28 protein-coding genes are annotated in these 25,274 nt (G+C 71.7%); 17 read left to right on the top strand and 11 right to left on the bottom strand.

The features are described from left to right. Positions 1-42: 42 nt before the first annotated feature. The 3 genes from BJY16_RS07500 (at position 43) to BJY16_RS07510 (ending at position 2,842) form a co-directional block, all read left to right on the top strand. A complete protein-coding gene (locus BJY16_RS07500; RefSeq protein WP_185038369.1) occupies positions 43-1,239 on the top strand; it encodes a sensor histidine kinase in 1,197 nt (398 codons plus the stop codon). Between the two features lie 141 nt (positions 1,240-1,380). Then, positions 1,381-1,827, top strand: coding sequence for a hypothetical protein (locus BJY16_RS07505; RefSeq protein WP_185038370.1), 447 nt, complete (start codon positions 1,381-1,383; stop codon positions 1,825-1,827). A gap of 142 nt (positions 1,828-1,969) precedes the next feature. Continuing rightward, on the top strand, positions 1,970-2,842 hold the full coding sequence (locus BJY16_RS07510; protein WP_185038371.1) for a DUF5926 family protein: 873 nt from the start codon (positions 1,970-1,972) through the stop codon (positions 2,840-2,842). 111 nt (positions 2,843-2,953) lie between these two features. On the opposite strand, the gene BJY16_RS07515 is transcribed toward BJY16_RS07510, so the two are convergent. Further along, complete coding sequence (locus tag BJY16_RS07515; protein ID WP_185038372.1) at positions 2,954-4,132, bottom strand: IS110 family RNA-guided transposase; 1,179 nt, start codon at positions 4,130-4,132, stop codon at positions 2,954-2,956. A gap of 545 nt (positions 4,133-4,677) precedes the next feature. After that, the gene (locus BJY16_RS07520) at positions 4,678-5,871 is read right to left on the bottom strand and encodes an arginine deiminase (RefSeq protein WP_185038373.1); all 1,194 of its coding nucleotides are present in this window, start codon (positions 5,869-5,871) and stop codon (positions 4,678-4,680) included. Positions 5,872-6,196: 325 nt separating this feature from the next. Here BJY16_RS07520 and BJY16_RS07525 point away from each other — a divergent pair, with 325 nt between their 5' ends. The 5 genes from BJY16_RS07525 to pheA all read left to right on the top strand — a co-directional run bounded on the left by BJY16_RS07525 (position 6,197) and on the right by pheA (position 9,806). After that, positions 6,197-6,934 (top strand): hypothetical protein, encoded by a 738-nt coding sequence (locus BJY16_RS07525; protein ID WP_185038374.1) that lies wholly within the window; start codon positions 6,197-6,199, stop codon positions 6,932-6,934. Between the two features lie 80 nt (positions 6,935-7,014). Then, entirely contained in the window at positions 7,015-7,476 is a 462-nt protein-coding gene (locus BJY16_RS07530) for a PAS domain-containing protein (RefSeq protein ID WP_185038375.1), read from the top strand. Positions 7,477-7,559: 83 nt separating this feature from the next. After that, entirely contained in the window at positions 7,560-7,946 is a 387-nt protein-coding gene (locus tag BJY16_RS07535) for an ACT domain-containing protein (protein WP_185038376.1), read from the top strand. A gap of 150 nt (positions 7,947-8,096) precedes the next feature. Then, positions 8,097-8,690, top strand: coding sequence for a hypothetical protein (locus BJY16_RS07540; RefSeq protein ID WP_185038377.1), 594 nt, complete (start codon positions 8,097-8,099; stop codon positions 8,688-8,690). Between the two features lie 168 nt (positions 8,691-8,858). Further along, complete coding sequence (gene pheA / locus BJY16_RS07545; protein WP_185038378.1) at positions 8,859-9,806, top strand: prephenate dehydratase; 948 nt, start codon at positions 8,859-8,861, stop codon at positions 9,804-9,806. A gap of 318 nt (positions 9,807-10,124) precedes the next feature. Here pheA and BJY16_RS07550 read toward each other — a convergent pair whose 3' ends face one another. Together BJY16_RS07550 and BJY16_RS07555 are read right to left on the bottom strand one after the other, a co-directional pair. Continuing rightward, positions 10,125-10,466: a metallopeptidase family protein gene (locus BJY16_RS07550; RefSeq protein ID WP_185046319.1), complete on the bottom strand. Its 342-nt coding sequence runs from the start codon at positions 10,464-10,466 to the stop codon at positions 10,125-10,127. A gap of 74 nt (positions 10,467-10,540) precedes the next feature. Beyond that, positions 10,541-10,969: an OsmC family protein gene (locus BJY16_RS07555; protein WP_185038379.1), complete on the bottom strand. Its 429-nt coding sequence runs from the start codon at positions 10,967-10,969 to the stop codon at positions 10,541-10,543. A 66-nt stretch (positions 10,970-11,035) separates the two neighbouring features. Between BJY16_RS07555 and BJY16_RS07560 the strand changes: the two genes are divergently transcribed. From BJY16_RS07560 to BJY16_RS07575, 4 genes are all read left to right on the top strand, one after another. Further along, positions 11,036-11,722 carry a hypothetical protein gene (locus BJY16_RS07560; protein WP_185038380.1) on the top strand — a complete coding sequence of 229 codons (687 nt, stop codon included), beginning with the start codon at positions 11,036-11,038 and terminating at the stop codon, positions 11,720-11,722. Positions 11,723-11,755: 33 nt separating this feature from the next. After that, a complete protein-coding gene (gene serS / locus BJY16_RS07565; protein WP_185038381.1) occupies positions 11,756-13,018 on the top strand; it encodes a serine--tRNA ligase in 1,263 nt (420 codons plus the stop codon). 104 nt (positions 13,019-13,122) lie between these two features. Further along, positions 13,123-13,935 carry an HAD family hydrolase gene (locus BJY16_RS07570; RefSeq protein WP_185038382.1) on the top strand — a complete coding sequence of 271 codons (813 nt, stop codon included), beginning with the start codon at positions 13,123-13,125 and terminating at the stop codon, positions 13,933-13,935. Next, on the top strand, positions 13,935-14,762 hold the full coding sequence (locus BJY16_RS07575) for an HAD family hydrolase (protein ID WP_185038383.1): 828 nt from the start codon (positions 13,935-13,937) through the stop codon (positions 14,760-14,762). Before BJY16_RS07570 ends, BJY16_RS07575 begins: the two co-directional genes overlap by 1 nt. A gap of 253 nt (positions 14,763-15,015) precedes the next feature. On the opposite strand, the gene BJY16_RS07580 is transcribed toward BJY16_RS07575, so the two are convergent. Further along, positions 15,016-15,561, bottom strand: coding sequence for a bacterial proteasome activator family protein (locus BJY16_RS07580; RefSeq protein WP_185038384.1), 546 nt, complete (start codon positions 15,559-15,561; stop codon positions 15,016-15,018). 4 nt (positions 15,562-15,565) lie between these two features. Continuing rightward, positions 15,566-16,429 (bottom strand): dimethylargininase, encoded by an 864-nt coding sequence (ddaH, locus tag BJY16_RS07585; RefSeq protein ID WP_185038385.1) that lies wholly within the window; start codon positions 16,427-16,429, stop codon positions 15,566-15,568. Positions 16,430-16,497: 68 nt separating this feature from the next. Here ddaH and BJY16_RS07590 point away from each other — a divergent pair, with 68 nt between their 5' ends. After that, a complete protein-coding gene (locus tag BJY16_RS07590; RefSeq protein ID WP_185038386.1) occupies positions 16,498-16,950 on the top strand; it encodes an Lrp/AsnC family transcriptional regulator in 453 nt (150 codons plus the stop codon). Here the strand turns inward: BJY16_RS07590 and BJY16_RS07595 are convergent. From BJY16_RS07595 to mobA, 3 genes are all read right to left on the bottom strand, one after another. Further along, positions 16,947-18,029, bottom strand: a complete 1,083-nt coding sequence (locus BJY16_RS07595; RefSeq protein WP_185038387.1) for a T3SS (YopN, CesT) and YbjN peptide-binding chaperone 1 — start codon at positions 18,027-18,029, stop codon at positions 16,947-16,949. The genes BJY16_RS07590 and BJY16_RS07595 overlap by 4 nt on opposite strands. 63 nt (positions 18,030-18,092) lie before the next feature. After that, complete coding sequence (locus BJY16_RS07600; protein ID WP_185038388.1) at positions 18,093-18,329, bottom strand: DUF6457 domain-containing protein; 237 nt, start codon at positions 18,327-18,329, stop codon at positions 18,093-18,095. After that, positions 18,326-18,907 carry a molybdenum cofactor guanylyltransferase gene (gene mobA, locus BJY16_RS07605; RefSeq protein WP_185046320.1) on the bottom strand — a complete coding sequence of 194 codons (582 nt, stop codon included), beginning with the start codon at positions 18,905-18,907 and terminating at the stop codon, positions 18,326-18,328. Before mobA ends, BJY16_RS07600 begins: the two co-directional genes overlap by 4 nt. Before the next feature lie 92 nt (positions 18,908-18,999). On the opposite strand from mobA, the gene fdhD reads away from it, so the two are divergent. Then, on the top strand, positions 19,000-19,830 hold the full coding sequence (fdhD, locus tag BJY16_RS07610; RefSeq protein ID WP_185038389.1) for a formate dehydrogenase accessory sulfurtransferase FdhD: 831 nt from the start codon (positions 19,000-19,002) through the stop codon (positions 19,828-19,830). 72 nt (positions 19,831-19,902) lie between these two features. After that, positions 19,903-21,552, top strand: a complete 1,650-nt coding sequence (locus BJY16_RS07615; RefSeq protein ID WP_185038390.1) for an alkaline phosphatase D family protein — start codon at positions 19,903-19,905, stop codon at positions 21,550-21,552. Between the two features lie 38 nt (positions 21,553-21,590). Here the strand turns inward: BJY16_RS07615 and BJY16_RS07620 are convergent, their stop codons facing one another. Both BJY16_RS07620 and BJY16_RS07625 read right to left on the bottom strand, forming a co-directional pair. Next, positions 21,591-22,610: a DUF4192 domain-containing protein gene (locus BJY16_RS07620; RefSeq protein WP_185038391.1), complete on the bottom strand. Its 1,020-nt coding sequence runs from the start codon at positions 22,608-22,610 to the stop codon at positions 21,591-21,593. Between the two features lie 81 nt (positions 22,611-22,691). Beyond that, entirely contained in the window at positions 22,692-23,195 is a 504-nt protein-coding gene (locus tag BJY16_RS07625; RefSeq protein WP_185038392.1) for a GNAT family N-acetyltransferase, read from the bottom strand. 56 nt (positions 23,196-23,251) lie between these two features. On the opposite strand from BJY16_RS07625, the gene BJY16_RS07630 reads away from it, so the two are divergent. Both BJY16_RS07630 and moaA read left to right on the top strand, forming a co-directional pair. After that, on the top strand, positions 23,252-24,136 hold the full coding sequence (locus tag BJY16_RS07630) for a fructosamine kinase family protein (RefSeq protein WP_185038393.1): 885 nt from the start codon (positions 23,252-23,254) through the stop codon (positions 24,134-24,136). A 121-nt stretch (positions 24,137-24,257) separates the two neighbouring features. After that, positions 24,258-25,274, top strand: a complete 1,017-nt coding sequence (gene moaA, locus BJY16_RS07635; RefSeq protein ID WP_185038394.1) for a GTP 3',8-cyclase MoaA — start codon at positions 24,258-24,260, stop codon at positions 25,272-25,274.

A 25,274-nucleotide genomic window follows, 5' to 3' on the forward strand; every position in this document is an offset into this window, starting at 1 on the left:
ACACAGCTGCCCAACCCTGAGGAGCGAGGCAGACTCGCAGACATGCCGGATCGTCCCGACTATCCAGCGCTGACCCGGGGTCAGATCGCGGTCCTCGACCGCGTCAACGCCGGGGAGAGCGGCCTGCCCGTGCTGCAGCAGCTGGTCCGCCTGGCGCAGGACGTGCTCGGCGCGCGCGGGGCCGGCTTCGCGGAGTACACCGGCGGCCACGGCCGGATCATCGCGGCGACCGGGGTCTGCAAGCCGGCCGTCGGCCGCCGGGTGGAGCGCCGCCTGGAGGGCACCGGCCGCACCCAGCTGATCCCGCTGGACTCGGTGAACGACGAGTTCGCCCGGCAGATCGAGGGCGGCGACCTGCGGCACATGCTGGGCGCCCGATGCGAGGCCGAGGACGCGTTCGCCGGTTCGCTGCACGTCTACTTCGGCGCCGACGCCGGCGAGCCCGGAGCCGAGCACCACGCGGTGCTGGAGCTGCTGGCCGGGCACATCGGGCGGCTCTACCGGCTCGGCGCCGGGCTGCCGGTGCACCCGGCCCCGGCCCCGGAGGAGGCCGGCGCGCAGGCCGACCGGGACCTCTGGGTCGCGGTCACCAGCCACGAGCTGCGCACCCCGGTGACGGTGATCAAGGGGTACGCGGACACCCTCACCAACCACTGGGACACCCTGGGCGAGCCGGGCCGCCGGGAAGCGGTCCGGGTGATCGGCAACCGGGCCGGCGAGCTGGCCCGGCTGGTCGACCGGCTGCTCTCCGCGGCCAGCGACGACGGCGTGGTCGGTTCCGCCCCGGCCGGCCCGTTCGACCTGGTCGAGGCGTTGCGTGAGGCGGTCGGCGAGCTGCCGGCCGACCTGCGGCGCCGGATCGAGCTCGGCCGGATGCCCGGCGACCTGCCGAAGGCGTACGGGAACCGGGATTCGATCGCCACCATCCTCACCGAGCTCACCACGAACGCGGAGAAGTACTCGGAGCCGGACACCACGGTCGAGCTGTGCGCCGGGATGGACGACGACGTGCTGCGCTTCCGGGTCGCCGACCGCGGCGTCGGCATCGCGCCCGAGCACGTGGAGCGCGCCTTCGAGCGCTACTGGCAGGCCGAGGGCGGCGACCGGCACCACCACCCGGGTGCCGGCCTGGGCCTCTACCTGGTCCGGCGGATGGTGGAGCGGCAGCACGGCTGGGTGTCGCTGCGCCCACGCGAGGGCGGCGGGACGGTCGCCGAGGTCCGCCTGCCCCGCGCCTGACACCTCGCCGCACGGAAGTCATCAATACTCCTTCTTGTAAGTACTTCGATGCGCCGGTACGGTCTGTCCGGGCAGATGATCTTGCTGCCTGGATGTACCTAACGGGAGGTTTCGTTGCGTTTCAAAGCAATGGCTGCGGTCATGATGTCGGTTGCGCTCGGTGTCGCGGCCGTTCCGGCGTCGGCGTCGGCCGCGGACGCCGGCTCTGTCACGGTGCTCAGCACCGGCGGTGACTACATCAAGGTCACCGACAGCAAGTGGTACTGCAGCAGCCTCAGCAACGGCAGCGTCTGCATCCGCTACATCAACAACTTCACCGGCGTGGACGTGAAGTACGTCAAGACCGGCGGCAGCAAGCTCTCCGTCCGCTTCTCCTACGGCAGCCACGTCCGGGGCGCCGCCACCTCCCCGGGCGCCTGGCAGACCATCTCCTCCGGTCAGACCAAGTCGACCGTCTGGAACAACGCCAGCATCCTCGGCGACTGCCTCCAGGGCCACATGGAGACCAAGAACTCCAGCGGCGCCTCGGCCGGCAACTTCTACACCCCGGTGATCTCCAAGGGCACCACTGTCTGCGACGGCTGGTAAGCCGCAAGCAGCCTGAGCACCCGAATGGGCGGTGGCCGGACGGCCGCCGCCCATTTCCCTTTCCCAGCTCAGAGCCGGTCACCGACGACACGAGTGGCCCACGTCACCGGCTTCCCGGTGACACCGCCTAGGCTGGTCCCTCGTGAGCAAGCGTCGTAACCGCGAGTCCGCCCCCAAGACCAAGGTGCGCGACATCTTCGTCGCCCGTCCGTTCGAGGGCCTGGCCGACGAGCCCGAATGGGTCGCGCTGCGTGAGCTGGTCCCGGCCGCCTCCGCTCCGCTGACCCTGAAGCCGGAGATCCTCGAGGAGTACGGCGACCGCCCCGTCACCCTCTCCACCGTGCTGCCGATGGCCTGGCCGGCCATGTCCCGCCGGGACGGCGCGGTCTTCATCGGCCTGCAGCGGCACGTGCAGTCCGGGGACGTCTCCCGCGACCTGGCGGTGGCCATCCTGGCCGCGCTGCGCACCACCCCGGGCGACCCGGTGTCGGTGCCGGCGCTGCCCGGCGAGGGCCCGCGCCTGCAGGACGTGCTGGTCGACGGCCCGCTCGAGGTCACCATGCACGACGGCTTCGAGTACTGGCTGGACGCCGACCAGCTGCAGGACGCCAGCGTGAAGGCGTCGCTGGAGCGGGCCAACGCGTCGATCTACCCGACCGTCCGGCTGGCCGCGGCGAAGGCCGCGTACTGGTGCCGGATCGCGCCGGACAAGGGCCACGTCCGCTGGGTGCTCGGCGAGGGCGAGGACCGCGCGCTGGACACCCTGGCCCGCCTGTCGGCCGCCGGCGAGCTGCTGCTGCGCGACGACACCAAGTTCGCCGGCATGTTCCGCGCGCACGGCCTGCTGGTGCCGGTCTGGGACATTCCGGGCGAGCCGGAGGCCGCGGACTGGGAGGCCCCGCTGGCCGACTTCGCCAAGCGCTACCAGGACACGCTGGCGATCACCGAGCCGCTCGACGCCGCGGCCCGCCGCGCCCGCCAGGGCCTCATCGGCCGCCAGCTGACCCTCCGCTGACCGTTTCCCCTCCTCGCCCCTTCCTCCGCTTCCCGCACGAAGATCAAGTTCAAGATCTTCATTGACGCCGGTCCGCTCGGGTGCGGATCGCCTGCTCCCGGCACCCCTCTGTCAAGGGGTTGGTGTGGGGGATGTTTTAGGGTGGTGGTTGGCGGGTCCGGGTTGTGACTTTTCCGAAGTGTCGATCTTGGGGTTTGGGTCGGCCGCGCTGGAGTTTCGAGTCGCCCCCGTGTGTCCTCCCGGATCCGTCGCCGGGGTTGTTGCGGCTGCCGCGTCTTTGATCATTTGTCGGTAGACGGTGTCGGACAGGCGTCGTTTCAACGCTCGCATGGCTTCCATCGCGGTTTTGCCTTCGGCGCGTTTGTGCTGGTAATAGGCGCGTGCGGGGGTGTCGTAGCGGAGCTGGGTGATGACCATGATGTGCAGGACCCGGTTGATGCGCCGGTTCCCGGCCCGGTTGAGCCGGTGATGGTGATGGTCGCCGGAGGACACGTCGATGGGGGCGGTGCCGTTCCAGGTGGCGAAGTGTCCGCGGGTCGGGAAGCGGTGGATGTCGCCGATGTCGCCGAGCAGGCGGGCGGCGCCGGAGGGGCCGATGCCGTTGAGGCTGGTCAGCTGGGTGCCGGTGGCGGCCAGCACGGTCGTCAGCTGCCGGTTGGCTGCTTTGATCTTGGTGTCCAGGGTGGTGAGCTCGTCGACCAGGTCGCCGGCCAGCTGATAGCGGGTGGCGGTGACGATGTCGCCGGCCGGGACGCTGACGCGTTCGAGCAGGGTGCGGGCCTGGTCGGTGGTCAGGTTCTTCTTCGCGCCGCCGGGGATCAGTTCGAGCAGTAGCTGGTGCAGCCGGTTGATGGTCTCGGTGCGGGTGGCGCCGAGCTGGTCGCGGCGGTCGGCCAGCAGCCGCAGCGCGACGGTGGCGCCGTCGGCACGAACCTGGTGCAGGCCCGGGGTGCGTAGCGCTGTCACGGCGATGTGGTGGGCGTCGTGACCGTCGGTTTTGCGGCCGTGGCCGGTGTCGAAGTTGCGGGCTTTCGCGGCGAGTTTCGCCGGGACGTCCAGCACGGTTTCGCCGTCGGCGACCAGCCGCTGGGCCAGGTGCCGGCCGATGCCGTTACAGCCCTCGACCGCCCACACCCGGCCGGCGTGACGGCGGCCGGCAGCGAGCAGCTGCTGGTAGCCGCCGGTGTCGGTGCCGTACCTACCGCGGGCCAGTACCTGTTCACGCTCGTTGATGATCTCGATCGTCGCGGACCGCTTGTGCGGATCGACCCCAATGATCAGCTGACCCATCGTCGGTAACCTTCCCGTCGTCGCAGCACACAACGCCGGCGGGAGGGCATCGCTACTTACAGCTGGGCAAACCCCTCTCAAGCCACTCCGCGCCACGGTGACCGGCAGGGTTCAAGCCGGGAGAAAGCCACACCCCGCCATCTGAGTGGGCAGCGCGGGCCTGAGAATCCCTACCGATCACCTCGACCAAGCCTGGCCGGGCCGCGGTCGTACATCAATTCTCTTTAAGTAGCGCGGGCCGGGGTCGGCGATCTGGCCGCTGCGCGTCCACAGCGATCGCCGACCCCTTCACTGCCCGTGGGTGGTCCCGGAAATCGACCCCGGTCCGCTCAGGCAGCGTGGGTGAAGTCGGGGATCCAGTTGGTAGCCCAGGTGACGCCCTGGCCTGTCGGAAAGGCCTGCTCCCAGCGGCACGAGTCAGCGGCGTTCCGAAACCACCGGAAGCGGACCTTGCTCGGCCGGCCCTCCCCAGCGGCCGCACCCGTCCTCCTCGAAGCGGCCGACCATGGCCCGGCCGGCCAGCGAGCCGGCGCCGCCGCCTGCCCTCACCCGGCCAGCGGGGCTCGCTGGATCGGACAGCTCATGCAGCGCGGCCCGCCGCGGCCGCTGCCCAGCTCCGAGCCCTGGATCCGGACCACCTCGATGCCGGCGCGCTCGAGCTGCGCGTTCGTCTCCACGTTGCGCTCGTAGGCGACGCACAGCCGGGGCGCGATGGCCAGGGTGTTGTTGCCGTCGTCCCACTGCTCGCGCTCGGCGGTGACCGGGTCCAGCCCGGTGTCGATCACCCGCAGGTGGTCGATGCCCATCGCCTCGGCGGCCGCCTCCAGGAACGGGCGCGGCTGGCGGACCACCAGTTCGTCGCCGTCGCCCGCGGTGATCGTCCAGGCCCGCAGGGTGTCGGCGACGATCGGGTACATCACCACCGCGTCGGCGTCCACCATGGTGCAGACGGTGTCCAGGTGCATGGTGGCCCGTTCCTGGGCGATCGGCACGGCCAGCACGGTGTGCGCCAGGCCGGCCGCCAGCACCCGGCGGGCCAGCCGCTCGGCGCCGGCCGGGGTGGTCCGCTCGCCGACCCCGATGGCCAGCACCTGGGGCGCCAGCACCAGCACGTCTCCGCCCTCCACGTGCTCCAGGGCCGGCTCGTAGAGCAGCTCGGCGCCGGCGAACCGCGGGTGGTAGCGGTACACCGCATGGGTGAGCGTGGTCTCCCGGCGCCGGGCTGGCATCGCCAGGCTGGTGACCGCGACCCGGTCGCGCACCCAGACCGACGAGTCGCGGGTGAAGAGCAGGTTGGGCAGCGGGTCGATGACGAAGTCGTTGGGCTGCAGCATCTCGTAGACCAGGCTGCCGCCGCCCGGCTTCACCTCCTCGTGGGCCAGCCCGGCGATCAGCACCTCGGCCAGCCGGTCCGGGTCCTGGTCGGCCAGGTAGGCGGCGACGCCGGCGCGCAGCCCGTCGCCCAGCCGGCGATCGGCGAGCACCCCGGCGGTCAGCTCGGCGCGGGCCTCCGGGACGGCGAGCGTCTCGGCCAGCAGCCGGTCCAAGTGGAGCACCTCGACGCCGCGGGACCGCAGCGCCTCGGCGAACCGGTCGTGCTCCTCCTGGGCGCGACCCACCCAGGGGATGCCATCGAAGAGCAACGAGCCGCTGTTGCGCGGCGTGAGGCGGGCCAGCTCCTTGCCCGGCCGGTGCAGCAGGACGGTGTGCAGGCGGCTGACTTCACTGTCGACGTACACGACCTCGACGTTAACCCGCACCGAATGTTACCGCTCGATGACGGTACGACTAGATCTTGGGACGGGCATGCATCGAACGGACAGTAGAGATAACTTGGCAGAGTGCGACGAAACCGCGACCCGCTGGTGTGCGATCAGTCGGGTGTTGGATCAGGACAGGCGTCGGTCTGCACCATCCGCAAGAAGACGTTGTCCGTGAATGCGGTATTCATCCACACTCATTCGCCTTTCTTTCCCTCCCGCCACCCTGTTCCGTGAGGGCCCGAGCACGTACGGTAGTTGGAAAGAAAGCCAGCCCGAGAAGACCTTTTGCCGGAGGTCGAAAGTGACTGTCTTCCCTGCCCGCCCCGCTCTGCCCGTTCCGTCCACCAGCAGAGCGTTGACCCCAGTCAGCCATAGCTCGCCGGGCACCGACCTGGAACCGCGTCTCACCCCGATGGAGTGGGCGCGGCGTCGCCGTGCCGAGCGCGAGGCCCGCCGCATGGAGGCCGCCGGAGCCCGGGCCCTGACCCGGCTCGACCGCCTCGGTTCGGCCTGGCACATCGTGGACTGGCCGCGCACCGACCTGTCCCAGTCGTATTACGAGCCCGACCCGGCCGATGACCGGGCGGGCTTCCTCGCGATCGGCCCCGGTGGGGTCTACGCGGTGACCGTGGCCGACCACGGCCGCTCCCGCGTCCTGATCGCCGGGGACGTCGTCCAGATCAACGGCAAGCGCCCACAATATGTGGTGGAGGCTCGCCGCGACGCCAAGCGGGCGGCCAAGGCGCTCTCCGCCGCGGTCGGGCTGAACGTGCCGGTGACCCCGGTGCTCACGTTCGTCGGCTCCGGCGTGATCAGCGTCCACGGCCTGCCGAAAGACTGTCTGGTCGCCACCGATCGGGAGCTTGACCGCCTGCTTCTCGCCGGAGGCGCCCGCATCTCCGCGGCCACGGCGAGCAAACTCTCAGCGGTCGCCAGCAACCCGTCCACCTGGGCGAACGCACCCTACCGGCCGAGTGGTGACTACCGTTGGTACAGCAACGGACAGACGGCCGCTGACAAGCGGCCGACCCGCCGGTAACGTTCCTTGCGACGTCGCCGACACGGCGTCCCGGTCAGCCGGGGCGCCGCGGCCGGCGCGACGGAAGCGAGGAGGAGCGGGTGGCGCATGTTGAGCTCTCCCTCTCGGGAGCGTTCGTCCCTCAGGCACGCACACCGGCCGAGGCCGAGTTCATCACCAGCATCGAGCGCTGGTCCGGCACCGTGGCAGCGGCCGACGAGCCGTGCCTGGTCGTCGACGCCGGCGGCGCGATCCTGGCCGTCTCGCCGTCCGCCAGCGAGCTGCTCGGGCTGGGCAAACCGGCTGAGGCTCTCGGCAAGCGGCTGACCGCGTCGCTGCAGCTGATCGACTTTACGGCCGGCGCCGGCCCGCTCGAGGAGCCCGAGGCGGAGAAGATCCCCCCGCTGCTCGCGGTCCGCAGCGAGCGGCTGGCGCGCGGCCTGATGCGGGTCGTGCCGGAGGGCGGGAAGGCGCCGCTGACCGTGGACGCGATCTCCACACCGCTGCTGGCGGGCGACCGGGTGGCCGGTTCGATGACCTTCCTGTCCCCCGTGCACTACTGATGTCCGGTTTGTCTATGGCGGTGTGGTGTTCACCGCATCCGACAACCATTGGGTGTTACCGATCCGTAACGTAGGCTCCCGTCATGCTCGATCTAGACCTGTTACCAGGTGAGTACACGGTGTGCCGCCTGCCGGCCGGCTCCACCCTGCCCGCCTCGCTGACCACGGGTCCGGACGACAAGAGCGTCATCTCGGTGACGTGGGGACTCGACGAGATCTCGATCATCTGCCCGTCGGACCGCGTTCCGGAGGGCGCCGAGACCGACACGGCCTGGCGCGCGCTGCGGGTCGCCGGCCTGGAGCTGACCATGACCGGGGTGCTGGCCTCGCTGGTCGGCCCGCTCGCCGACGCCCGGGTCAACATCGTCACCTTCTCCACCTACGACACCGACTATCTGCTGGTGCCGACCGTCCGCCTCACCGAGGCGGTCAACACCCTCACCGCGGCCGGCCACCGCATCGCCGGCTGACGCCCGGCGTCACTCGCGGCCGCGCCCGGTTCGGCTCACCCCACTTCTTCGGTACGACCGCGGCCGCCCGCCACCGCCGGCCGGCCTCCGGTATCGAATCGTCAACCGGCGATCTGGCTTCGGGCCGGGCCGGGCTCCTACCATGAGCCGGTGTTCCCCCGCACACGCCACATTCCGGTGGCCGTGGGTGCTCTCCTGCTGACGGCCGCCTGCGGCGCGCCACCGGAGCCGCTGCCCACGAGTCCCCCACTGTCCCCGGTCAGCGCTCCGCCGTCGGGGTCGCTGCCGCCGCCCGCCCTGGCGCCGCTGACGCCGACCTACGCGCCCACCTACGCCCCGACGCCGGTCTCCACCCCGACCTACACCTATCCGCCGACGCCGACCGCGACGACCACGGTCACCGCGACGCCCGGGCTGACCAACTCGCCGACGCCGACCCCGTCGCACGCCCCCAAGTGCTCCGGCCGGCCCACCAAGGCGGAGATCCTCGCGTTGATCAAGGGCAAGCCGGGCATCCCGAAGGCGAAGCTGACCGTGCAGGACGGGCCGTTCTGCGCCGGGACCTGGTCGTTCACCACGGTGGAGATCGCCGGGCAGGGCGCCGACGAGCTGGAGCCGCTGATGGTGGTGGCCACCGGCAAGGGCAGCACGCTGGCCCTGGTCGCGGCCGGCACCGACGTCTGCAACGCGCAGGTCCAGGCCGGCGCCCCGGCCGGGATCCGGGTGCTGGTCTGCGGCTTCTAGACCCCACCCGGCCGCGCGACCCGAGACCAGGGAGTCCGCCGCGCCCCGGAACGCGCGATGGACGCGGTGTTCCGGTGGTCGCGGTGCGCGGTCGGTGCGGCGCGGTCAACACGCGGGACGGGTGATATGCGGCCCGGGGCCGGGACTTGTGGGCCATAGACTGACGGGATGCCCGGTACGCCGCCCACCCGCTTCACCTACCTCGGTCCGGAGGGCACCTTCACCGAGGCGGCCCTGCGCACCATCCCGGCCGCGGAGCACGGGCTGCGCACGCCGGCCCGGAGCGTGCCCGAGGCGCTGGAGGCGGTGCGGGCCGGGGAGGCCGACGCCGCCCTGGTGCCGCTGGAGAACTCGGTGGGCGGGGCCATTCCGGTCACCCTGGACGAGCTGGTCACCGGCAGCCCGCTGATGATCGCCCGGGAGGTGCTGCTGCCGGTCGAGTTCGTGCTGGCCGCCGACGCACTGAAGCCGCTGGCCGGGCTGCGGACCATCGCGGCGCATCCGCAGGCGTCCGCGCAGTGCCGGCGCTGGCTGCAGGCGAACGTGCCGGACGCGGTGGTGGTCGACGTGCTCTCCAACGCGGCGGCGGCGCTGCACGCGGCCGCCGGGGAGTTCGACGCGGCGCTCTGCGCCCCGATCGGCGTCCCGCGCAACAAGCTCACCGTGCTCGCCGAGAAAGTCGCCGACCGGGCCGAGGCGGTCACCCGGTTCGCCCTGCTGACCCGGCCCGCGACGCCACCGCCGCCGACCGGGGACGACGTCACCTCGCTGGCCGTGTCGATCCGGCACGACCAGGTCGGCGCGCTGCTCGCGGTGCTCACCGAGCTGGCAGTCCGCGGCGTGAACCTGTCCCGGATCGAGTCCCGGCCGACCGGCGAGCAACTCGGGACCTACTACTTCATCCTGGACTGCACCGGCCACGTCGCCGAGGCCCGGGTCGGCGAGGCGCTCCAGGGCCTGCGCCGGATCTGCGCCGACGTCCGCTTCCTGGGCAGCTACGCCCGCCACCGGCTGGTGCCGGAGCCCCCGGTCCAGGCCCCGGCCGGCCTCTCCGACGCCGACTTCGCCGACTCCGCCGCCTGGCTCCACCGCCTCCGCTCCGGTGACATCGCCTGACCCCAGAACGCGTCGCAATCGGTCCTGGGCGCGTCGCGCCAGGACGGCTGGGCCTGAGGGGTGTCTCAGGGCGGTTGAGGGACCCGTGGAAGCCAGCCCGGACCGCGGGCGCGGTGCGGTCCGGGACGATGCGGGGTTCGGGGTTGGCGGGTCGTGACCACCCGCGGACGTCGCCCTGGAGGGCCGGGCGTTCTGGACGCGCAGCGGCCAGCCCGGCCCGGAAGGGTCCCTGGCGGGAGCGACGATCAGTGATCAGCGCGGATCCGAGTCAGCAAGCTCTTGAATTTGATCTTGGAGATCCACCGGGCGAAGCCGAAGTCATCCCCAGCCGAGTTCGTGGAGGCGGTGGTCGTCGATGCCGAAGTGGTGGGCGATCTCGTGGACCACGGTGATCGCCACCTCCTCGACCACGTCGTCCTCCGAGTCGCAGACGCGCAGCGTGGGCAGGCGATAGATGGTGATCCGGTCGGGCAGCGCGCCGGCGTAGTCCCAGCCGCGCTCGGTCAGAGCGGTGCCCTCGTAGAGACCCAGCAGGTCGTCGCTGCCGTCCGGTGGGGCGTCCTCGACCAGGAACACCACATTGTTCATCAGGGAGAGCAGCTCCACGGGCACCTCGTCGAGGGCCTCACCGACCAGCTCCTCGAAGCGTTCCCGACTCATCTCGACCGGCACAGGCACATTGTGCCCTGTGTCGCCGGCGCGTCCGGTCACCCGGAAGCGCCGGCGGACATCGATCAGGCCAGTTTGGCCGAGAGGCTGATCGCCGCACCCGGGCTGAGCAGGCGGGAGATCGGGCAGTTCTCCTTCGCCCCCTCAGCGATCTTCTGGAACGTGGCGTCGTCGATGCCGGGCACGTCGCCGACGGTCTCCAGGTCGATCCGGGAGACGCCGAAGCCGGCATCGGTCTTGTCCAGGTGCACCTTGGCGACGGTCTCGACCGAGGTGGGCGTGAAGCCCGCGTCGGCGAGGCCCTTGGAGAAGGCCATCGAGAAGCAGCCGGAGTGGGCCGCGGCGATGAGCTCCTCCGGGTTGGTCCCCTCGCCCTCCTCGAAGCGTGACTTGAAGGAGTAGTTCCCCTGCAGGCCACCCTTACCAGTCTTTACCGTGCCGGAACCCTCGGTGAGGTTCCCTTCCCAGCGGGCCGAAGCAGAACGAATAGGCATGGACAGAACGCTAGCCCATCCGGGGGCCGCTGGATGGCTGACGACGCAGGGCTCATCATGGATCACATGTCCGAGACAGTGGTCGAATTCGGTCCGGCGGAACCACCGTCCGGGTCACGGGCCGGCGGGTTCCTTCGTGGGCTCGGCACCGACGCCCGGCTCGCCCCGCTGGTGGCGGCGCTGGGCGCGGTCGCCGGGTTCGCCTCGCTGATCTCCGAGTGGCAGGTGACCACGGTCGAGGGCCTGGAGTTCAACTCCGACGAGGTGGGCGAGACGAAGATGCTGCCGGCCGACCTGATCGACCTGGGTGGCATCGGCGCGGCCTACCTCGGTGGGCTGTTCCTGCTGGTGATCGCGGTGGTGCTGACGCTGTTCGGCCCGGAGGCCGGTCGGCGGTACGCCCGGGTGGCCGGTCTGGGCGCCGGTGGCGTGCTGCTCGCCCTGCTGCTGGCCATGGTCCAGCTGATCAACGACGCGACCCGGGTGATCGCCCGCTTCTACACCATCGATCTGAGCGCGGAGAACCTGAAGCTGGCCTACGGTCGCGGGCTGTGGTGCGCGCTGGCCGGGGTGGCAGCCGGGCTGCTCGCGTTGTGGCTGTCCGGCCGGGACTCCGGGCCGGCCGCGCCGTCGCGCTGGCGACGGTCCACGCCGGCCGACGACGAACCGGACGAACCGCTGGAACTGAGCATCATGCCGACCGCGCCGTTCGCCTCCCACCCGAGTGACCGGGACATGCCCCACCAGCAATAAATCGGGCGCGGCGGACCGGTAGGCTCGACAACTGTGATTGACCTCCGTCTGCTACGTGAAGACCCGGAACTGATCCGTGCCAGCCAGCGGTTGCGCGGGGAGTCCACCGAGCTGGTCGACGACCTGCTGCGCGCCGACGAGGAGCGCCGGTCCGCCACCCAGCGGTTCGAGACGGTCCGGGCCGAGCAGAACTCCATCGGCAAGCAGGTCGCGAGGGCTTCCGGCGACGAGCGGGCCGCGCTTCTGGCGCGCACCAAGGAGCTGGCCGCCGAGGTGAAGGCGGCCCAGGCCGCGGTGACCGAGGCGGAGCAGGCGCTCAAGCGCGCCCACCTGGCGGTGCCGAACGTGGTGGAGGACGGCGCGCCGGCCGGCGGCGAGGACGACTTCGTGGTGCTCCGCGAGGTCGGCACGATCCCGGAGATCGCCAAGCCGCTGGATCACCTGGAGATCGGCGAGGCGTTGCGCGCGATCGACACCGAGCGGGGCGCCAAGGTGTCCGGCTCGCGGTTCTACTTCCTCACCGGGGTGGGCGCGCTGCTCCAGCTCGGCATGCTGCAGCTGGCCATCCAGCAGGCGGTCGAGCACGGGTTCACCCCGTCGATCACGCCGACCCTGGTCCGGCCGGAGTCTATGGAGGGCACCGGCTTCCTCGGTGCGCACGCCAGCGAGATCTACCGGCTCGAGGCCGACGACCTCTACCTGGTCGGCACCTCGGAGGTGCCCCTCGCGGCCTACCACTCGAACGAGATCATCGACCTGAGCGACGGTCCGGCGCGGTTCGCCGGCTGGTCGACGTGTTACCGGCGGGAGGCCGGCTCGCACGGCAAGGACGTGCGCGGCATCCTGCGGGTGCACCAGTTCGACAAGGTGGAGATGTTCTCCTTCTGCCGGCCGGAGGACGCGCTGGCCGAGCACCAGCGGCTGCTGGCGATGGAGGAGGAGATGCTGGCCAAGGTCGAGATTCCGTACCGGGTGATCGACGTGGCGGCCGGCGACCTGGGCACCAGCGCGGCCCGCAAGTACGACTGCGAGGCGTGGGTGCCGTCGCAGGGGCGGTACCGCGAGGTCACCTCGACGTCGAACTGCACCACGTTCCAGGCCCGCCGGCTCAACATCCGGTACCGGGACGAGAACGGCAAGCCGCAGACCGCGGCCACGCTGAACGGCACGCTGGCCACCACCCGCTGGCTGATCCCGATCCTGGAGAACCACCAGCAGCCGGACGGCTCGGTGCGGGTGCCCAAGGCGCTGCAGCCGTTCCTCGGCGGCCGGGACGTGCTCGAACCCGTTAAGTGAGGCGTCACCGATCGGCTACCAATTGTCATGGTCGCTGGTAGCCGATCGGGTGTACCGTTCTCCTTCCGCCCTCCGCGGGGGTTTGTGAACCCTCGGAGGTACCCATGCTCAAGCCCGGGCTCCCCAAGCTGATCGCCACGGATCTCGACGGCACGCTGGTGCGCAGTGACGACACCGTGTCGGCGTATACGCATGAGGTCCTGGATCGGGTCCGGGCGGCCGGCATCCGGATCGTCGCGGCCACCGGCCGCGGCCCTCGGCTCACCTCGCTGACCCGCAACGACATCCGGGTCGCCGACTATCTGGTGCTGGCCCAGGGCGGCTGGGTGCTGGACCAGGCCGAGTCGCGTTATCTGCGCCAGGCCCGGCTGCCCGGCTGGGCGCTGGCCGACGTGCTGGCCCGGCTGGAGTCGGTGGCCGGTCCGCTCTCGGTGATGTTCGAGGCGCTGGAGCACGACGACGCCCCGCTCTGGGGGGACTACGACCCAACGTGGCGATACCCGGTGACGGTCGAGTCCCGGACCCGGACCGAGTGCCTGAGCGGCGACGTGATCAAGGCGTTCGCCCGGTCGTTCCAGCACCACGTGGACGAGCTGCTGGACTTCGCCCGCCGGGTGGTGCCGCCGGAGGTCGCCACGGTCACCCAGGCCGGCCTGGACTACGTGGAGATCTGCCCGGCGCAGGTGGACAAGGGCACCGGCCTGGCGGTGGTGGCCGAGGCGGTCGGGGTCGACCCGGAGGACGTGCTGGTCTTCGGCGACATGCCCAACGACCTGCCGATGTTCGGCTGGGCCGGGTGGGGCCGGGTGGCCGTGGCGAACGCGCATCCGGAGCTGAAGGCAGCCGCCGACGAGGTGACGCTCACCAATGATCAGGACGGCGTGGCGGTGTTTCTGGACCGGCTATTGTCGAGGTGATGGCAGAGCTTCCGCGCGGCAGAAAACCCGACGAAAACCAGCGATTCCGTCTGGTGGCCACCGATATCGACGGCACTCTGATCAACAGCGAGCGGCTCCTGAGCCGGCGGACCATCGACACGCTCGCCGCGGTGCCGGTGCCGGTGGTGCTGGTGACCGGCCGGCCGCTGCGCTGGCTCGAGCAGCTCTACGACCAGCTCCCGGCCCCGCTGCCGGCGGTCTGCCTGAACGGCGCGGTGATCTACGACCCGCACACCGACCAGGTGCTGCGGACCGAGCCGCTCTCCACCGAGCTGCTGATCGACGTGGTGGCCCGGCTGCGCGACGAGGTCCCGGACATCTCGCTCGCGGTGGAGATCGACGACGGCCGCGCCTTCCGGCACGAGGCAACCTGGCCGCGCCTGTGGGTCGACCACCGGGTCGAGGTGATCTCCGCGCCCGAGGAGCTGACCAGTGTCCCGGCGGTGAAACTGCTGGTCCGCTCCGCGACCGCGGACCCGGACGACTTCCTGGAGCTGGTCAGCAAGACGCTCGGCGGGGTGGCCGAGGCGACCCGCTCGTCGTCGTCGGCCCTGGTGGAGATCTCCGCGGCCGGGGTGACCAAGGCGGCCGGGCTGGCCTGGTTCTGCGAGCGGGACGGGATCGTCGCGTCCGAGGTGATCGCCTTCGGCGACATGCCCAACGACATCCCGATGCTGACCTGGGCCGGCCACGCGGTGGCGATGGGCAACGCGCACGAGGCGGTCCGCGCCGTCGCCGACGACACCACGTCCGGCAACGACGACGACGGGGTCGCCGCCTACCTGCAGAAAACCTTCAACCTTTAGACCCGGTTTTCGGTACGCCGCCAGGCCGCTTCCGCCACGGCCCGTGGCGCGCCGCCCGGCCCGGCCCACTTTCCCAGACCCCGCCCGCCCTGGGGGGACCGCCCGACGACAGTGTCGCGCGAAAAGCCGACCGCACGCGGCCACGCTGTGGACAGCGCTCCGGTGTGGATAACCGGCCACCATGCGGGCGGGGGCACGGACGGGACTTGAGCTGCGGGCGGGTGCTCCGGGCGTACCGAAAACCGGTTTTGATCTAGAGGTACTGACCGGTGGGGCGGTCCTGCTTGCCGGGGATGCCGGTGCCCATCGGGAGCGCCGGGCGCGGGCCGCCGGTGCGCATCTGCTCCAGCTGCAGGCGGGCAGCCATCTGCTGGGCGACCAGCGCGGCCTGGATGCCGTGGAACAGCCCCTCCAGCCAGCCGACCAGCTGGGCCTGGGCGATCCGCAGCTCGGCCTCGCTGGGCGGGGTCTCGCCCTCGAACGGCAGCGACAGGCGCTCCAGCTCCTCGCGCAGCTCGGGAGCGAGACCGTCCTCCAGCTCCTTGATCGAGCGCTGGTGGATCTCCCGCAGCCGGCCACGGCTGGCCTCGTCGAGCGGAGCGGCCCGCACCTCCTCCAGCAGCTGCTTGATCATGCTGCCGATCCGCATGACCTTCGCCGGCTGCTCGATGAGGTTGCCCGGCTCCTCCGGGCTCATCGTGCCGTCCTCCTCGATGGTGCCCATCGGGCGGCCATCCGGACCCATGACGATGACGGAGCCGTCTTCCTTGTGCTCAGTGGTGCGGGAGTCGTCGGTCATGCCCCTATCTTTGCGCACCCGGCTGACCGGCGTCCCCTCCGGTACGCAGCTCGGCGACCGCGCACTTGACGCTGCCTCCGCCGCGCTTGAGTTCGGAGAGGTCCACGTGCACCGGCTGGTAGCCCGCGTCGCGCACCTTGCGGCCCATGCCGATCGCGTCGGTGTTGAGGATCACATGGCGGCCGTCGCTGACCAGGTTCAGCCCGAACGCCTCGGCGTCCGCCCGGTCGGCCAGCACCGCGTCCGGGAAGAGCTGGGCGAGCACCCGCTGGGAGGCCTCGGAGAAGGCACCCGGGTAGTAGGTGACGTGCCGGTCGTCGAGCGCGGCCAGCGCGGTGTCCAGGTGGTAGAACGCCGGGTCGACCAGGCGCAGCGAGATCACCGGGCGGCCGAGCACCTCCTGCGCCTCGGCGTGCGCGGCCGGGTCGGTGCGGAATCCGTAGCCGGCCAGCACGATGCCGCCGTAGGCCGCGGGCAGGTACGCGAAGTCGCCCTCACCCTCGTTGACGTGCTGCGGAGCGAAGAACTTCCAGCTGCCGCCGGTCTCGTAGAAGGACCGGTGGGCGACCGCCTCGTCGGCGCGCTGCGGGTAGCGGAAGCGGGCGCCGTAGACGGCGCCGTCCACGGAGAACGCGCCGTTCGCCGAGTAGACCATGTCGGGCAGACCCGGGCGGGGATCCAGCACGTGGACCTCGTGACCGAGATTGACCAGAGTGCTGCGGAGCGACTCCCACTGCGTCAGGGCCCGGCCGGCGTCCACCGCGACGGTGGTGTCCATCCACGGGTTGATCGCGTACTCGACCGTGAAATGCTCCGGGGGACACATTAAGTATGTCCGCTTTCGCGGCAAACGCTCCAGGTGGCTCATGAGGTTTTAGCGTAGGTAGGCTGCGATGCGGCAAACAGCTCTAAACCTTGCTCCTCGGAGGCGAATCGTTGCAGATGGACGCCGTCGACCAGCGAATCATTGCGTTGCTCGTGGCGGACGCCCGCGCTTCGTACGCGGAGATCGGGGCCAAGGTCTCGCTCTCGGCTCCGGCCGTGAAACGCCGGGTGGACCGCCTGCGGGCGGCCGGAGTGATCAAGGGGTTCACCGCGGTGGTGGATCCGGCCGCGGTGGGCTGGACCACCGAGGCGTTCGTCGAGCTGTTCTGCACCGGGCGGACCACACCGGCGCAGATCACGGTGGCCACCCGGCGGCACCCCGAGGTGGTCGGGGCGTACACCGTCTCGGGCCAGGCGGACGCTCTCGTACACCTACGAGCGGCCGATATCGGTCATTTGGAGCAGGCGTTGGAGCGGCTGCGCGCCGAGCCGTTCGTGACCTCGACGCGCAGCATGATCGTGCTGTCCCGGCTGGTGGAGACGCCGACCGGGGTGCCCTTCTAGAGGTACATGCCGGTCCGGTGCTCGCCCTCGTTCTTCGGCGAGGCCGGTTTGTCACCCTCGCCGAAGAACCGCTTGCCGCCGAACTCGCCGTGCAGCCGGTCGTCCAGCTCGTCGGCGAGGCCGGTCATCACCTGCACCGCCAGCATCAGGTGGGTGGGCTGGAAATTGCGGCCGAAGACCGGGATGGACGCCCACACGGTGTCCTGCGCGCAGTAGAGCCGGCCGATCGGCATCCGGTTGGTCAGCTCGGACAGCTTCACGTAGAGCTGCTCGGTCGGCTCGACCTCGGTCAGGATCGGCGAGAAGACGTCGACCAGCGGCGGATTGTCCCGGACCCGGACGAAGACCATCGCCGAACCGGCCCGGATCCCGATGTCGCCGTCCGCGTCCACCTGGAGCTGGTCGATCGTGGTCTTCGACATGGTGGCGATCACCGTGCGCACCCGCTCCTCGAGCGGCACCAGGTCGTCGGCCGCCGAGGCGCCCATCGCCTCGGCCAGGGCCTGCTCGTCGTCGAGGTCGCCCAGGCCGATCCCGTCCAGCCCCGGCTCCTGCCGGGCGGTGGCCAGCGGGCCCACCTCGAGCGGCTCGTCCTCGGCGTCGTGCGCCAGATAGACCAGGAAGGCCGGGTGCGGCGCGCCGTAGACGTCGCGCAGGGTGCGCGAGATCGCGGCGGCCAGCGGGGTCGCCTTGGCCTGCTCGGACCGCAGGCCGAACGAGTCACCGGAGCCGGGCAGCACGCCCGGCGGCGACCAGCCGAGCGCCACCATGTCGGCGACGGTGGCCCGGTCCATCCGGAACTCGGGCGGCAGCCCGGCGTTGCCGACCGCGAGCGCCTCGACCACGCCCGCGTCCAGCACCCGGATGCTCACCGAATAGACCGCGGAGCCGGTGCCGGACGCGGTCGGATCCAGCGTCAGGTCGACCTGGGCGCCGGAGGGCAAGCCGGCCAGCACGCCGGCCAGGGCGCCGGCGAACTCGCGCCAGGCCTCGGTGACCTTGGCCCGTAGATCGGCCGTGGTCGGTTCGTCGAGCAACACACCCTCGGACGAATCGCCCGCCGCGGCTTCTGCCGTCATGATCGCACCTCCGTTCCCGTCACCCTATCGAGCGCGGCTGTGCTGTGAACGCCCCTCCCGCGGTCAGGACTCTTTCGCCCAGGAGCGGGCCAGAGCACCGATCTTCTCGGCTGCCTCCGCGGGGTCCGCGCCACGACCCACGGCCAGACCCATCAGGTACGACGTGAGCGGCGCCGCGGGCCGCAACACGTTGTGCGCGACATCCCGGGTCACGTCGAGCACCGCGGAGACCGCCAGCTCCTCCGGCGGCACACCCAGCTTGGCGCCGGCCGCCGCGATCCACCTGTCCAGCTCGTTCATCGAGCCCATTCCTCCGCGGTCCGCAGGTCGTCATCGGTGTCGCAATCGAACCAGGGCGGCGGCCCGGGCCGGCGCCAGGACACCTCGGCGACCCGGAGCTGCTCGATCAGCTCGCGGACCGGTGCGCCGTGCAGGCCACCGCGCTGCGCGGCGAGCCGGTCGATCGCCGCGCGCAGGGCCGCGGTGCGCCACACCCCGCAGAGGATCTGCAGCCGGCCGTCGGTGTCCCGGTAGACCGCGCCCTCCATCGGCGCCGACTCCATGGTCAGACGCAGCACGTCGATCGCCTCCCCGGTGAGGAACGGCAGGTCGGCGGCGAGCAGGGCGGTGTACGCGATGCGCTCCGGCACCAGCGCCAGCCCGGCCGCGGCGGCCGCGACCGGCCCGCCACCGGGCGGCTCCTCCCGGGTCACGTGCACTGGAACCGGCAGGTCGGCGGGCACCTTGCCGACCACCACCCGGGGGTCGGCGTCGTGCACGGCGGCGAGCACCCGGGTCAGCATCGACTGGCCGGCGACGGCCAGCGTCGGCTTGTCCGCACCGCCCATCCGCCGCGCCGCACCACCGGCCAGGACCACCGCCGCAAATCCCCCCACGTGAGTACCGTATCCCGAGCCGCCGGTACACGTGACCACGCGCTCGGACAGCCGGGGGTCGTAAGCTCCCGGCCATGGGCAGGAGCACGACGCGACGACCGGTGGTCCGGATCGATCTCGGCGCGTCGCCGGCCGCGAGCCGCCGGCGCCCGGACGAGCTCGCCGCCGAGGAGCCGCTGGAGATCCGGCTGCGCCGGCAGGCGCTCGCGGTCACCATGCGCACCCCCGGGCACGACCTCGACCTGGCGATGGGTTTCCTGCTCAGCGAGGGCATCATCGGCAGCGCGGAGGACGTGGTGACCGCGCAGCTGTGCGCCGGGACGGACACGCCGAACACCTACAACGTGGTGGACGTGGTGCTCGGCGCCGAGGTGCCGCCGCCGGTGACCGACGTGAGCCGCAACTTCTACACCACCAGCTCGTGCGGGGTGTGCGGCAAGGCCAGCATCGACGCGGTGCGGACCCGGTCGAGGTTCGACGTGACCGGTGACCCGCTGCGGATCCCGGCCGGCACGCTGGCCGAGCTGCCCGGCCGGCTGCGGGCCGCGCAGCGCGCCTTCGACCGCACCGGCGGGTTGCACGCGGCCGGGCTCTTCACCGCCGCCGGGGAGATGCTGGTGCTGCGCGAGGACGTGGGCCGGCACAACGCGGTCGACAAGGTGCTCGGCTGGGCGCTGCGGGAGGGCCGGCTGCCGCTGACCGGGCACGTGCTGATGGTCTCCGGGCGGGCCAGTTTCGAACTCACCCAGAAAGCCTGGATGGCCGGCGTGCCGCTGCTGGCCGCGGTGTCCGCGCCGAGCACCCTCGCCGCCGAGCTGGCCGAGGAGGCCGGGATGACGCTGGTCGGCTTCCTGCGCGGGGAGACCATGAACGTTTACGCCGGGGTGCACCGCGTCACGATCTGACCATGGGACGTTCGGATATCGGCAACATCCCGTGTCGATTTATTTTCATCCATGTCCGCGAGGCTGCGGGACATGTCGATCTCACGGCGCACCCTTCTGCTCAGTTCCGCCGCCGGCGCGGCCGGCGCCACCACCCTGTGGCCGCTCGCGGCGAGCGCCGCACCGCATCGGGGCCCGCTGCGGGCCGACCCGTTCACCCTCGGCGTCGCCTCCGGTGACCCGGAGCCGGACGGCTTCGTGCTCTGGACCCGGCTGGCCACCGACCCGCTCGCCGAGGACGGCCTCGGCGGCATGCCGGACCGGACCATCCCGGTCACCTGGGAACTGGCCGCCGATGAGCGCTTCCGCCGGGTGGTCCGCCGCGGCGTGACCGCGGCCCGGCCGGCGTCCGCGCACGCCGTGCACGTGGAGCTGCACGGGCTGCTGCCCGGACGGGAGTACTTCTACCGCTTCCACGCCGAGCGCTACACCTCGCCGGTCGGACGGACCCGGACCACGCCGCCGCCGTGGGTCCTCGGCGGCTCGCTGGCGATGTCCTTCGTCTCCTGCTCGCAGTACGAGCACGGGTACTTCACCGCTTACCGCCGGCTGGCCGAGGACGAGCCGGAGCTGATCCTGCACCTCGGCGACTACCAGTACGAATATCAGGCCGGCGTCTACGTGGCGGCGACCGGCAACCCGCGTGACCACCAGGGCCCGGAGACCGTGACGCTGGCGAATTACCGTCAGCGGCACGCGCAGTACAAGGCGGACCCGGACCTGCAGGCCGCACACGCGGTGGCGCCCTGGGCGGTGGTCTTCGACGACCACGAGATCGAGAACAACTGGGCCGACGAGGTGCCCGAGCAGCCCGACCCCACCTTCCTGGCCCGGCGGGCGGCCGCCTTCCAGGCGTATTACGAGAACATGCCGCTGCGCCGGACCTCGATCCCGCGCGGCATCGACATGCAGCTTTACCGCCGGCTCCGGTGGGGACGGCTGGCGAACTTCCACATGCTCGACACCCGCCAGTTCCGCGACGACCAGGGCTGCGGCGACGGTTACAAGGACTGCCCGGCCGCGATCGACCCGGCCCGCTCGATCACCGGCGCCGAGCAGGAGGCCTGGCTGCTCGACGGTTTCCACCGGTCCACCGCCCGCTGGGACATCCTCGGTCAGCAGGTCTTCTTCGGCCAGCGGGACAACAACGCCGGGCCGCAGAAGGTGCTCAGCATGGACTCCTGGGACGGTTACCAGGCGTCCCGGCAGCGGATCACCCAGGGCTGGGTGGACGCGCACGTGCGCAACCCGGTGGTGCTCACCGGGGACGTGCACGCGCACTGGGCCGACGAGCTGAAGCTGGATTACGACGATCCGACCTCGAAGACGGTCGGCACCGAGCTGGTCTGCTCGTCGATCACCTCGACCGGGGACGGCGCCGACGTGCCGAGCGGGACGCACCCGTGGGCGGCCTGGAACCCGCACCTGAAGTTCTACAACAACCAGCGCGGTTACGTCCGGACCCGGATCACGCCGGACTCGCTGACCGCGGACTTCGTGGTGCTGCCTTACGTCAGCACGGCGGGCGCGCCGGCGCACACCCGGGCCAGCTTCGTGATCGAGGACCGGGTGCCCGGCCTGCACCAGGTCGCCGACAACCCGACGCCGGGGGCCACACTGCGCAGCAAGTCCACCGAGGACCTGGGCGCCGCGACGGTGCGCCAGGAGACCGAGCGCCCCTGAGCCCGCCGGGCCGGCCGGGCGGTGCCCGGCCGGCCCGCTCATCGCCGTCTCCGGCCGTGCCCCGGGCGCGGCCGGCCCGGCAGCACCATGTGCGGGGACAGCCCGAACCCGAGCACTCTGTGCAGCAACTCGGCCAGCTGGTGCCCCGGCTCCACGGCCAGCGCCCGGTCCAGCGCGACCCGGGCCAGCGAACCGCGCCCGGCGCGCCAGGCGGTGCAGCTGAGCAGGCAGGCCGCCGGCGCGACATAGGCCGGCTCGACCCGGCGCAGCACCTCGGTCCAGAGCCGGATCCGCCACTCCTGCGGGGTCGCGCGGTCCAGCGCGAAGTCCTCCACCGCGCGATCCACCAGCAGCACGCCCAGCCAGGCGGTCTCGTCCGGGCTGAGGCTGCCGCCGGACCGGTGGCGCCGCTCCGCGGCCAGCACCGCCTCCCGTCCGTGGCGTAAAACCAGCCGCTCGTAGTCCGCGGCGGCCGGCTCGCTGGTCAGCAGCCCGGTGAACCGGCGCCGGGCCCGCTCGGTGGCCCGGCCCATCTCGGCGCGCTCGGCGCCCTCGACCGCGGCCACCTGGGCGGTCAGCTCGGTCCGGCTGGGCAGCGCGACCTGCCCACGGAAGGTGGCCTCGGCCGCGATCACACTGTCCGCGGGCAGGCAGGGGCGGCCCTCCGGCGGGCAGCAGTCCCGGTCGGCGCAGAGGTAGGACCACCATCGGCCGTCGGCGACCCGGCAGACGTCGAGCACCGGGACGGCGCGCCGGCGCAGCGCCTCGGCACAGCGCAGTGCGGCCGGGGTGACCCGTCTCAGCGAGCCGTAGCCGAGCACCACCACGGTGCTGACCCGCTGCCGGGCCACCGTGGCGGCGACGGCGGCGGCCGGCTCCCGGGCCGCGGCGCCGGTCGCCCGCGGTGGCGGCAGATCGTGGCAGAGGGCGAAGTCCACCCGGTCGCCGCGCACGCCGACGACGGCGAGGCAGTCACTGGGGTGATAACCCATCACGAACGGCACCACCGCGATCAGGTCGGCGGGCGTCCGGATGACGAGGCTGCAGTCAGGTGTCATGCCGGGCAGCTTGGCCCGGCCGGCCGGACGGCCGCATGCCTTTCCGGTCGCCTGTGGACAACCGCGCCGGCCCGGGGCGGATCAGCTGCGGAACGGCAGGCCCTGCAGCTCCAGGCCCTCCTGCTGCCAGGCGTGGGTGTGCCGGTCCAGGTCCATGGTCAGCTCGATCGAGGAGACCACGTCGTAGCCGGCCGCGTGCAGGCTGCGGATCGCCTCCACGTTCCGCGAGGACGGGGAGATGGTCAGCGAGGTCATGTTCCGCTTCTTCGCCTCGGCGGCGACGTGCTGCAGCAGGCGGCGACCCACGCCCTTGTGCCGGTGGGTGATCGTGACCACCACCGGCTCGACCTCGCCGGCCCGGTTCCGCATGATCAGGCCGACCATCCCGATCACGCCGTCGTCGGCGTGGTCGGCGACCCAGAGGCCGCTCAGATCGAGCCTGGTCAGGTACTCCTCGAAGCCGGCACCGCCGTCGTCCTCGGCCTCGCCGTACATCTCGTTCTGCTGGCGGGTCAGCTCGGCCCACAGCCGCCGGCCCGCGGAGTGGTCACTCGGGCGGTATGAACGCACTGCGACAGGGGCCATGCCGACATTTTGCCTCTGAAATGGGATGTCCGTCACCCGAAGCGCAAGATAACCGGGTGGACATGGCGTATCTGCGCGCGCACCCGGAGCACCTCCCGACATTTCTCACCCACCAGCGGATCCGGGAGACCCCGGTCCATCGTGGGGTCAGCTCGGCGTCCCGGCTGACGCTCGACGACGGGACCTCGCTGTTCGCCAAGACGTGGCCCGGTGGGGCGGCTCCGGAGGGGTTGTTCGCGGCGGAGGCGGGCGGGTTGCGGTGGCTGCGCGAGGCGGGGGCGGTGCCCGTACCCGAAATCTTTGTCGTCCTGCCCGAGATGATTGCGATGGAATGGGTCGAACCGGGCGACGCGCGCCCCACCCGGCAGGCGGCCGAGCGGTTCGGGCGTGAGCTGGCCGCGCTGCATCGCCGCGGCGCGGAGCGGTTCGGTGCGCCCTGGCCGGGCTGGATCGGGCCGCTGCCGCTGGACAACACGCCGTCCGACGGGCCGTGGAGCGCCTGGTTCGCGGAGCGGCGGCTGCTGCCCCCGCTGCGCGCCTCGGTCGATCAGGGCGCGCTGTCCGGCGCCGACGCCGCGGTGGTCGAGGAGGTCATCGACACCATTTCCCGGTACGGCGGGGAGGAGCCGCCCGCACGGATCCACGGTGACCTGTGGCCGGGCAACGTGCTGTGGGGTGCGGACGGGCGTGGCTGGCTGGTCGATCCGGCGGCGCACGGTGGCCATCGGGAGACCGATCTGGCGACGCTGGCGCTCTTCGGCGGAGTGGCCGGGCTGGATGTGATCCTCGGCGCGTATCGGGCGGAGTGGCCGCTGGCGGCGGGATGGGAGCGACGGGTGCCGTTGCATCAGCTGCATCTGCTGCTCGTGCACACCGCGGCCTTCGGGGCGGGGTATCGAGGAGCGGTGCTGGCGGCCGCCGACGCGGTCCTGCGCGGCTGATCCCGGCCGGCGGGTCACCCGGCCCGTTGTCCACAGGCCGATATGCCTAGCGGCAAGTCGGCCTGAGAGCGGCTAGATTCGATTTCGTGAGCGAGATCAGGGGATCAGTCGACCGGGCCGGGTGGCGGCCGTGATCGCGCTCGCCGACCGCTTCGGCCGGGTGGCGACCGACCTGCGGGTCTCGCTGACCGACCGGTGCAACCTGCGGTGCACCTACTGCATGCCCGCCGAGGGCCTGGCCTGGATGCCCCAGCCCGACCAGCTCACCGACGCGGAGGTGGTCCGGCTGATCCGCATCGCGGTGGAGCGGCTGGGCATCACCGAGGTCCGGTTCACCGGCGGCGAGCCGCTGATCCGGCGCGGCCTGGTCGGCATCGTCGCGGAGGTGGCCCGGCTCGACCCGCGGCCGCGGATGTCGGTGACCACCAATGGCATCGGGCTGGACCGGATGGCCGTCCCGCTGCGCGACGCCGGCCTCGATCGGGTGAATGTCTCGCTGGACACCCTGGATCCGGCGCGGTTCGCCACGCTGACCCGCCGCGATCGGCACGCCGACGTGCTGCGCGGCCTGAGCGCGGCGGTGACGGCCGGGCTGACCCCCGTGAAGATCAACACGGTGCTGATGCGGGACGTGAACGACGACGAGGCGCCGGCGCTGCTGCGGTTCGCGTTGGAGCACGGTTACCAGTTGCGGTTCATCGAGCAGATGCCGCTGGACGCCCAGCACCAGTGGGACCGGCACACCATGGTCACCGCCGACGAGATCCTGGCCGCGCTGAAGCCTTTCGATCTGCGGCCCGACGTGGTTTCACGTGGAACGGCGCCGGCCGAGACCTGGCTGGTCCCGGGGCACGTCGACGCGGCCGGGGAGCCGGCCCGGGTGGGCGTGATCGGCAGCGTGACCCGGCCGTTCTGCGGGGACTGCGACCGCACCCGGCTGACCGCCGACGGCCAGGTGCGCAACTGCCTCTTCGCCACGGAGGAGAGCGACCTGCGCAAGCTGTTGCGCGACGGCGCGCCGGACACCGAGATCGCCGAGGCCTGGCGGGTGGCCATGGCCGGCAAGCGGGCCGGTCACGGCATCGACGACCCGGCGTTCCTGCAGCCGGCCCGGCCCATGTCCGCCATCGGAGGCTGA

Origin of the sequence: Actinoplanes octamycinicus (genome assembly GCF_014205225.1) — a bacterium.
In the GTDB taxonomy this organism is placed as follows: Bacteria; Actinomycetota; Actinomycetes; order Mycobacteriales; family Micromonosporaceae; genus Actinoplanes; species Actinoplanes octamycinicus.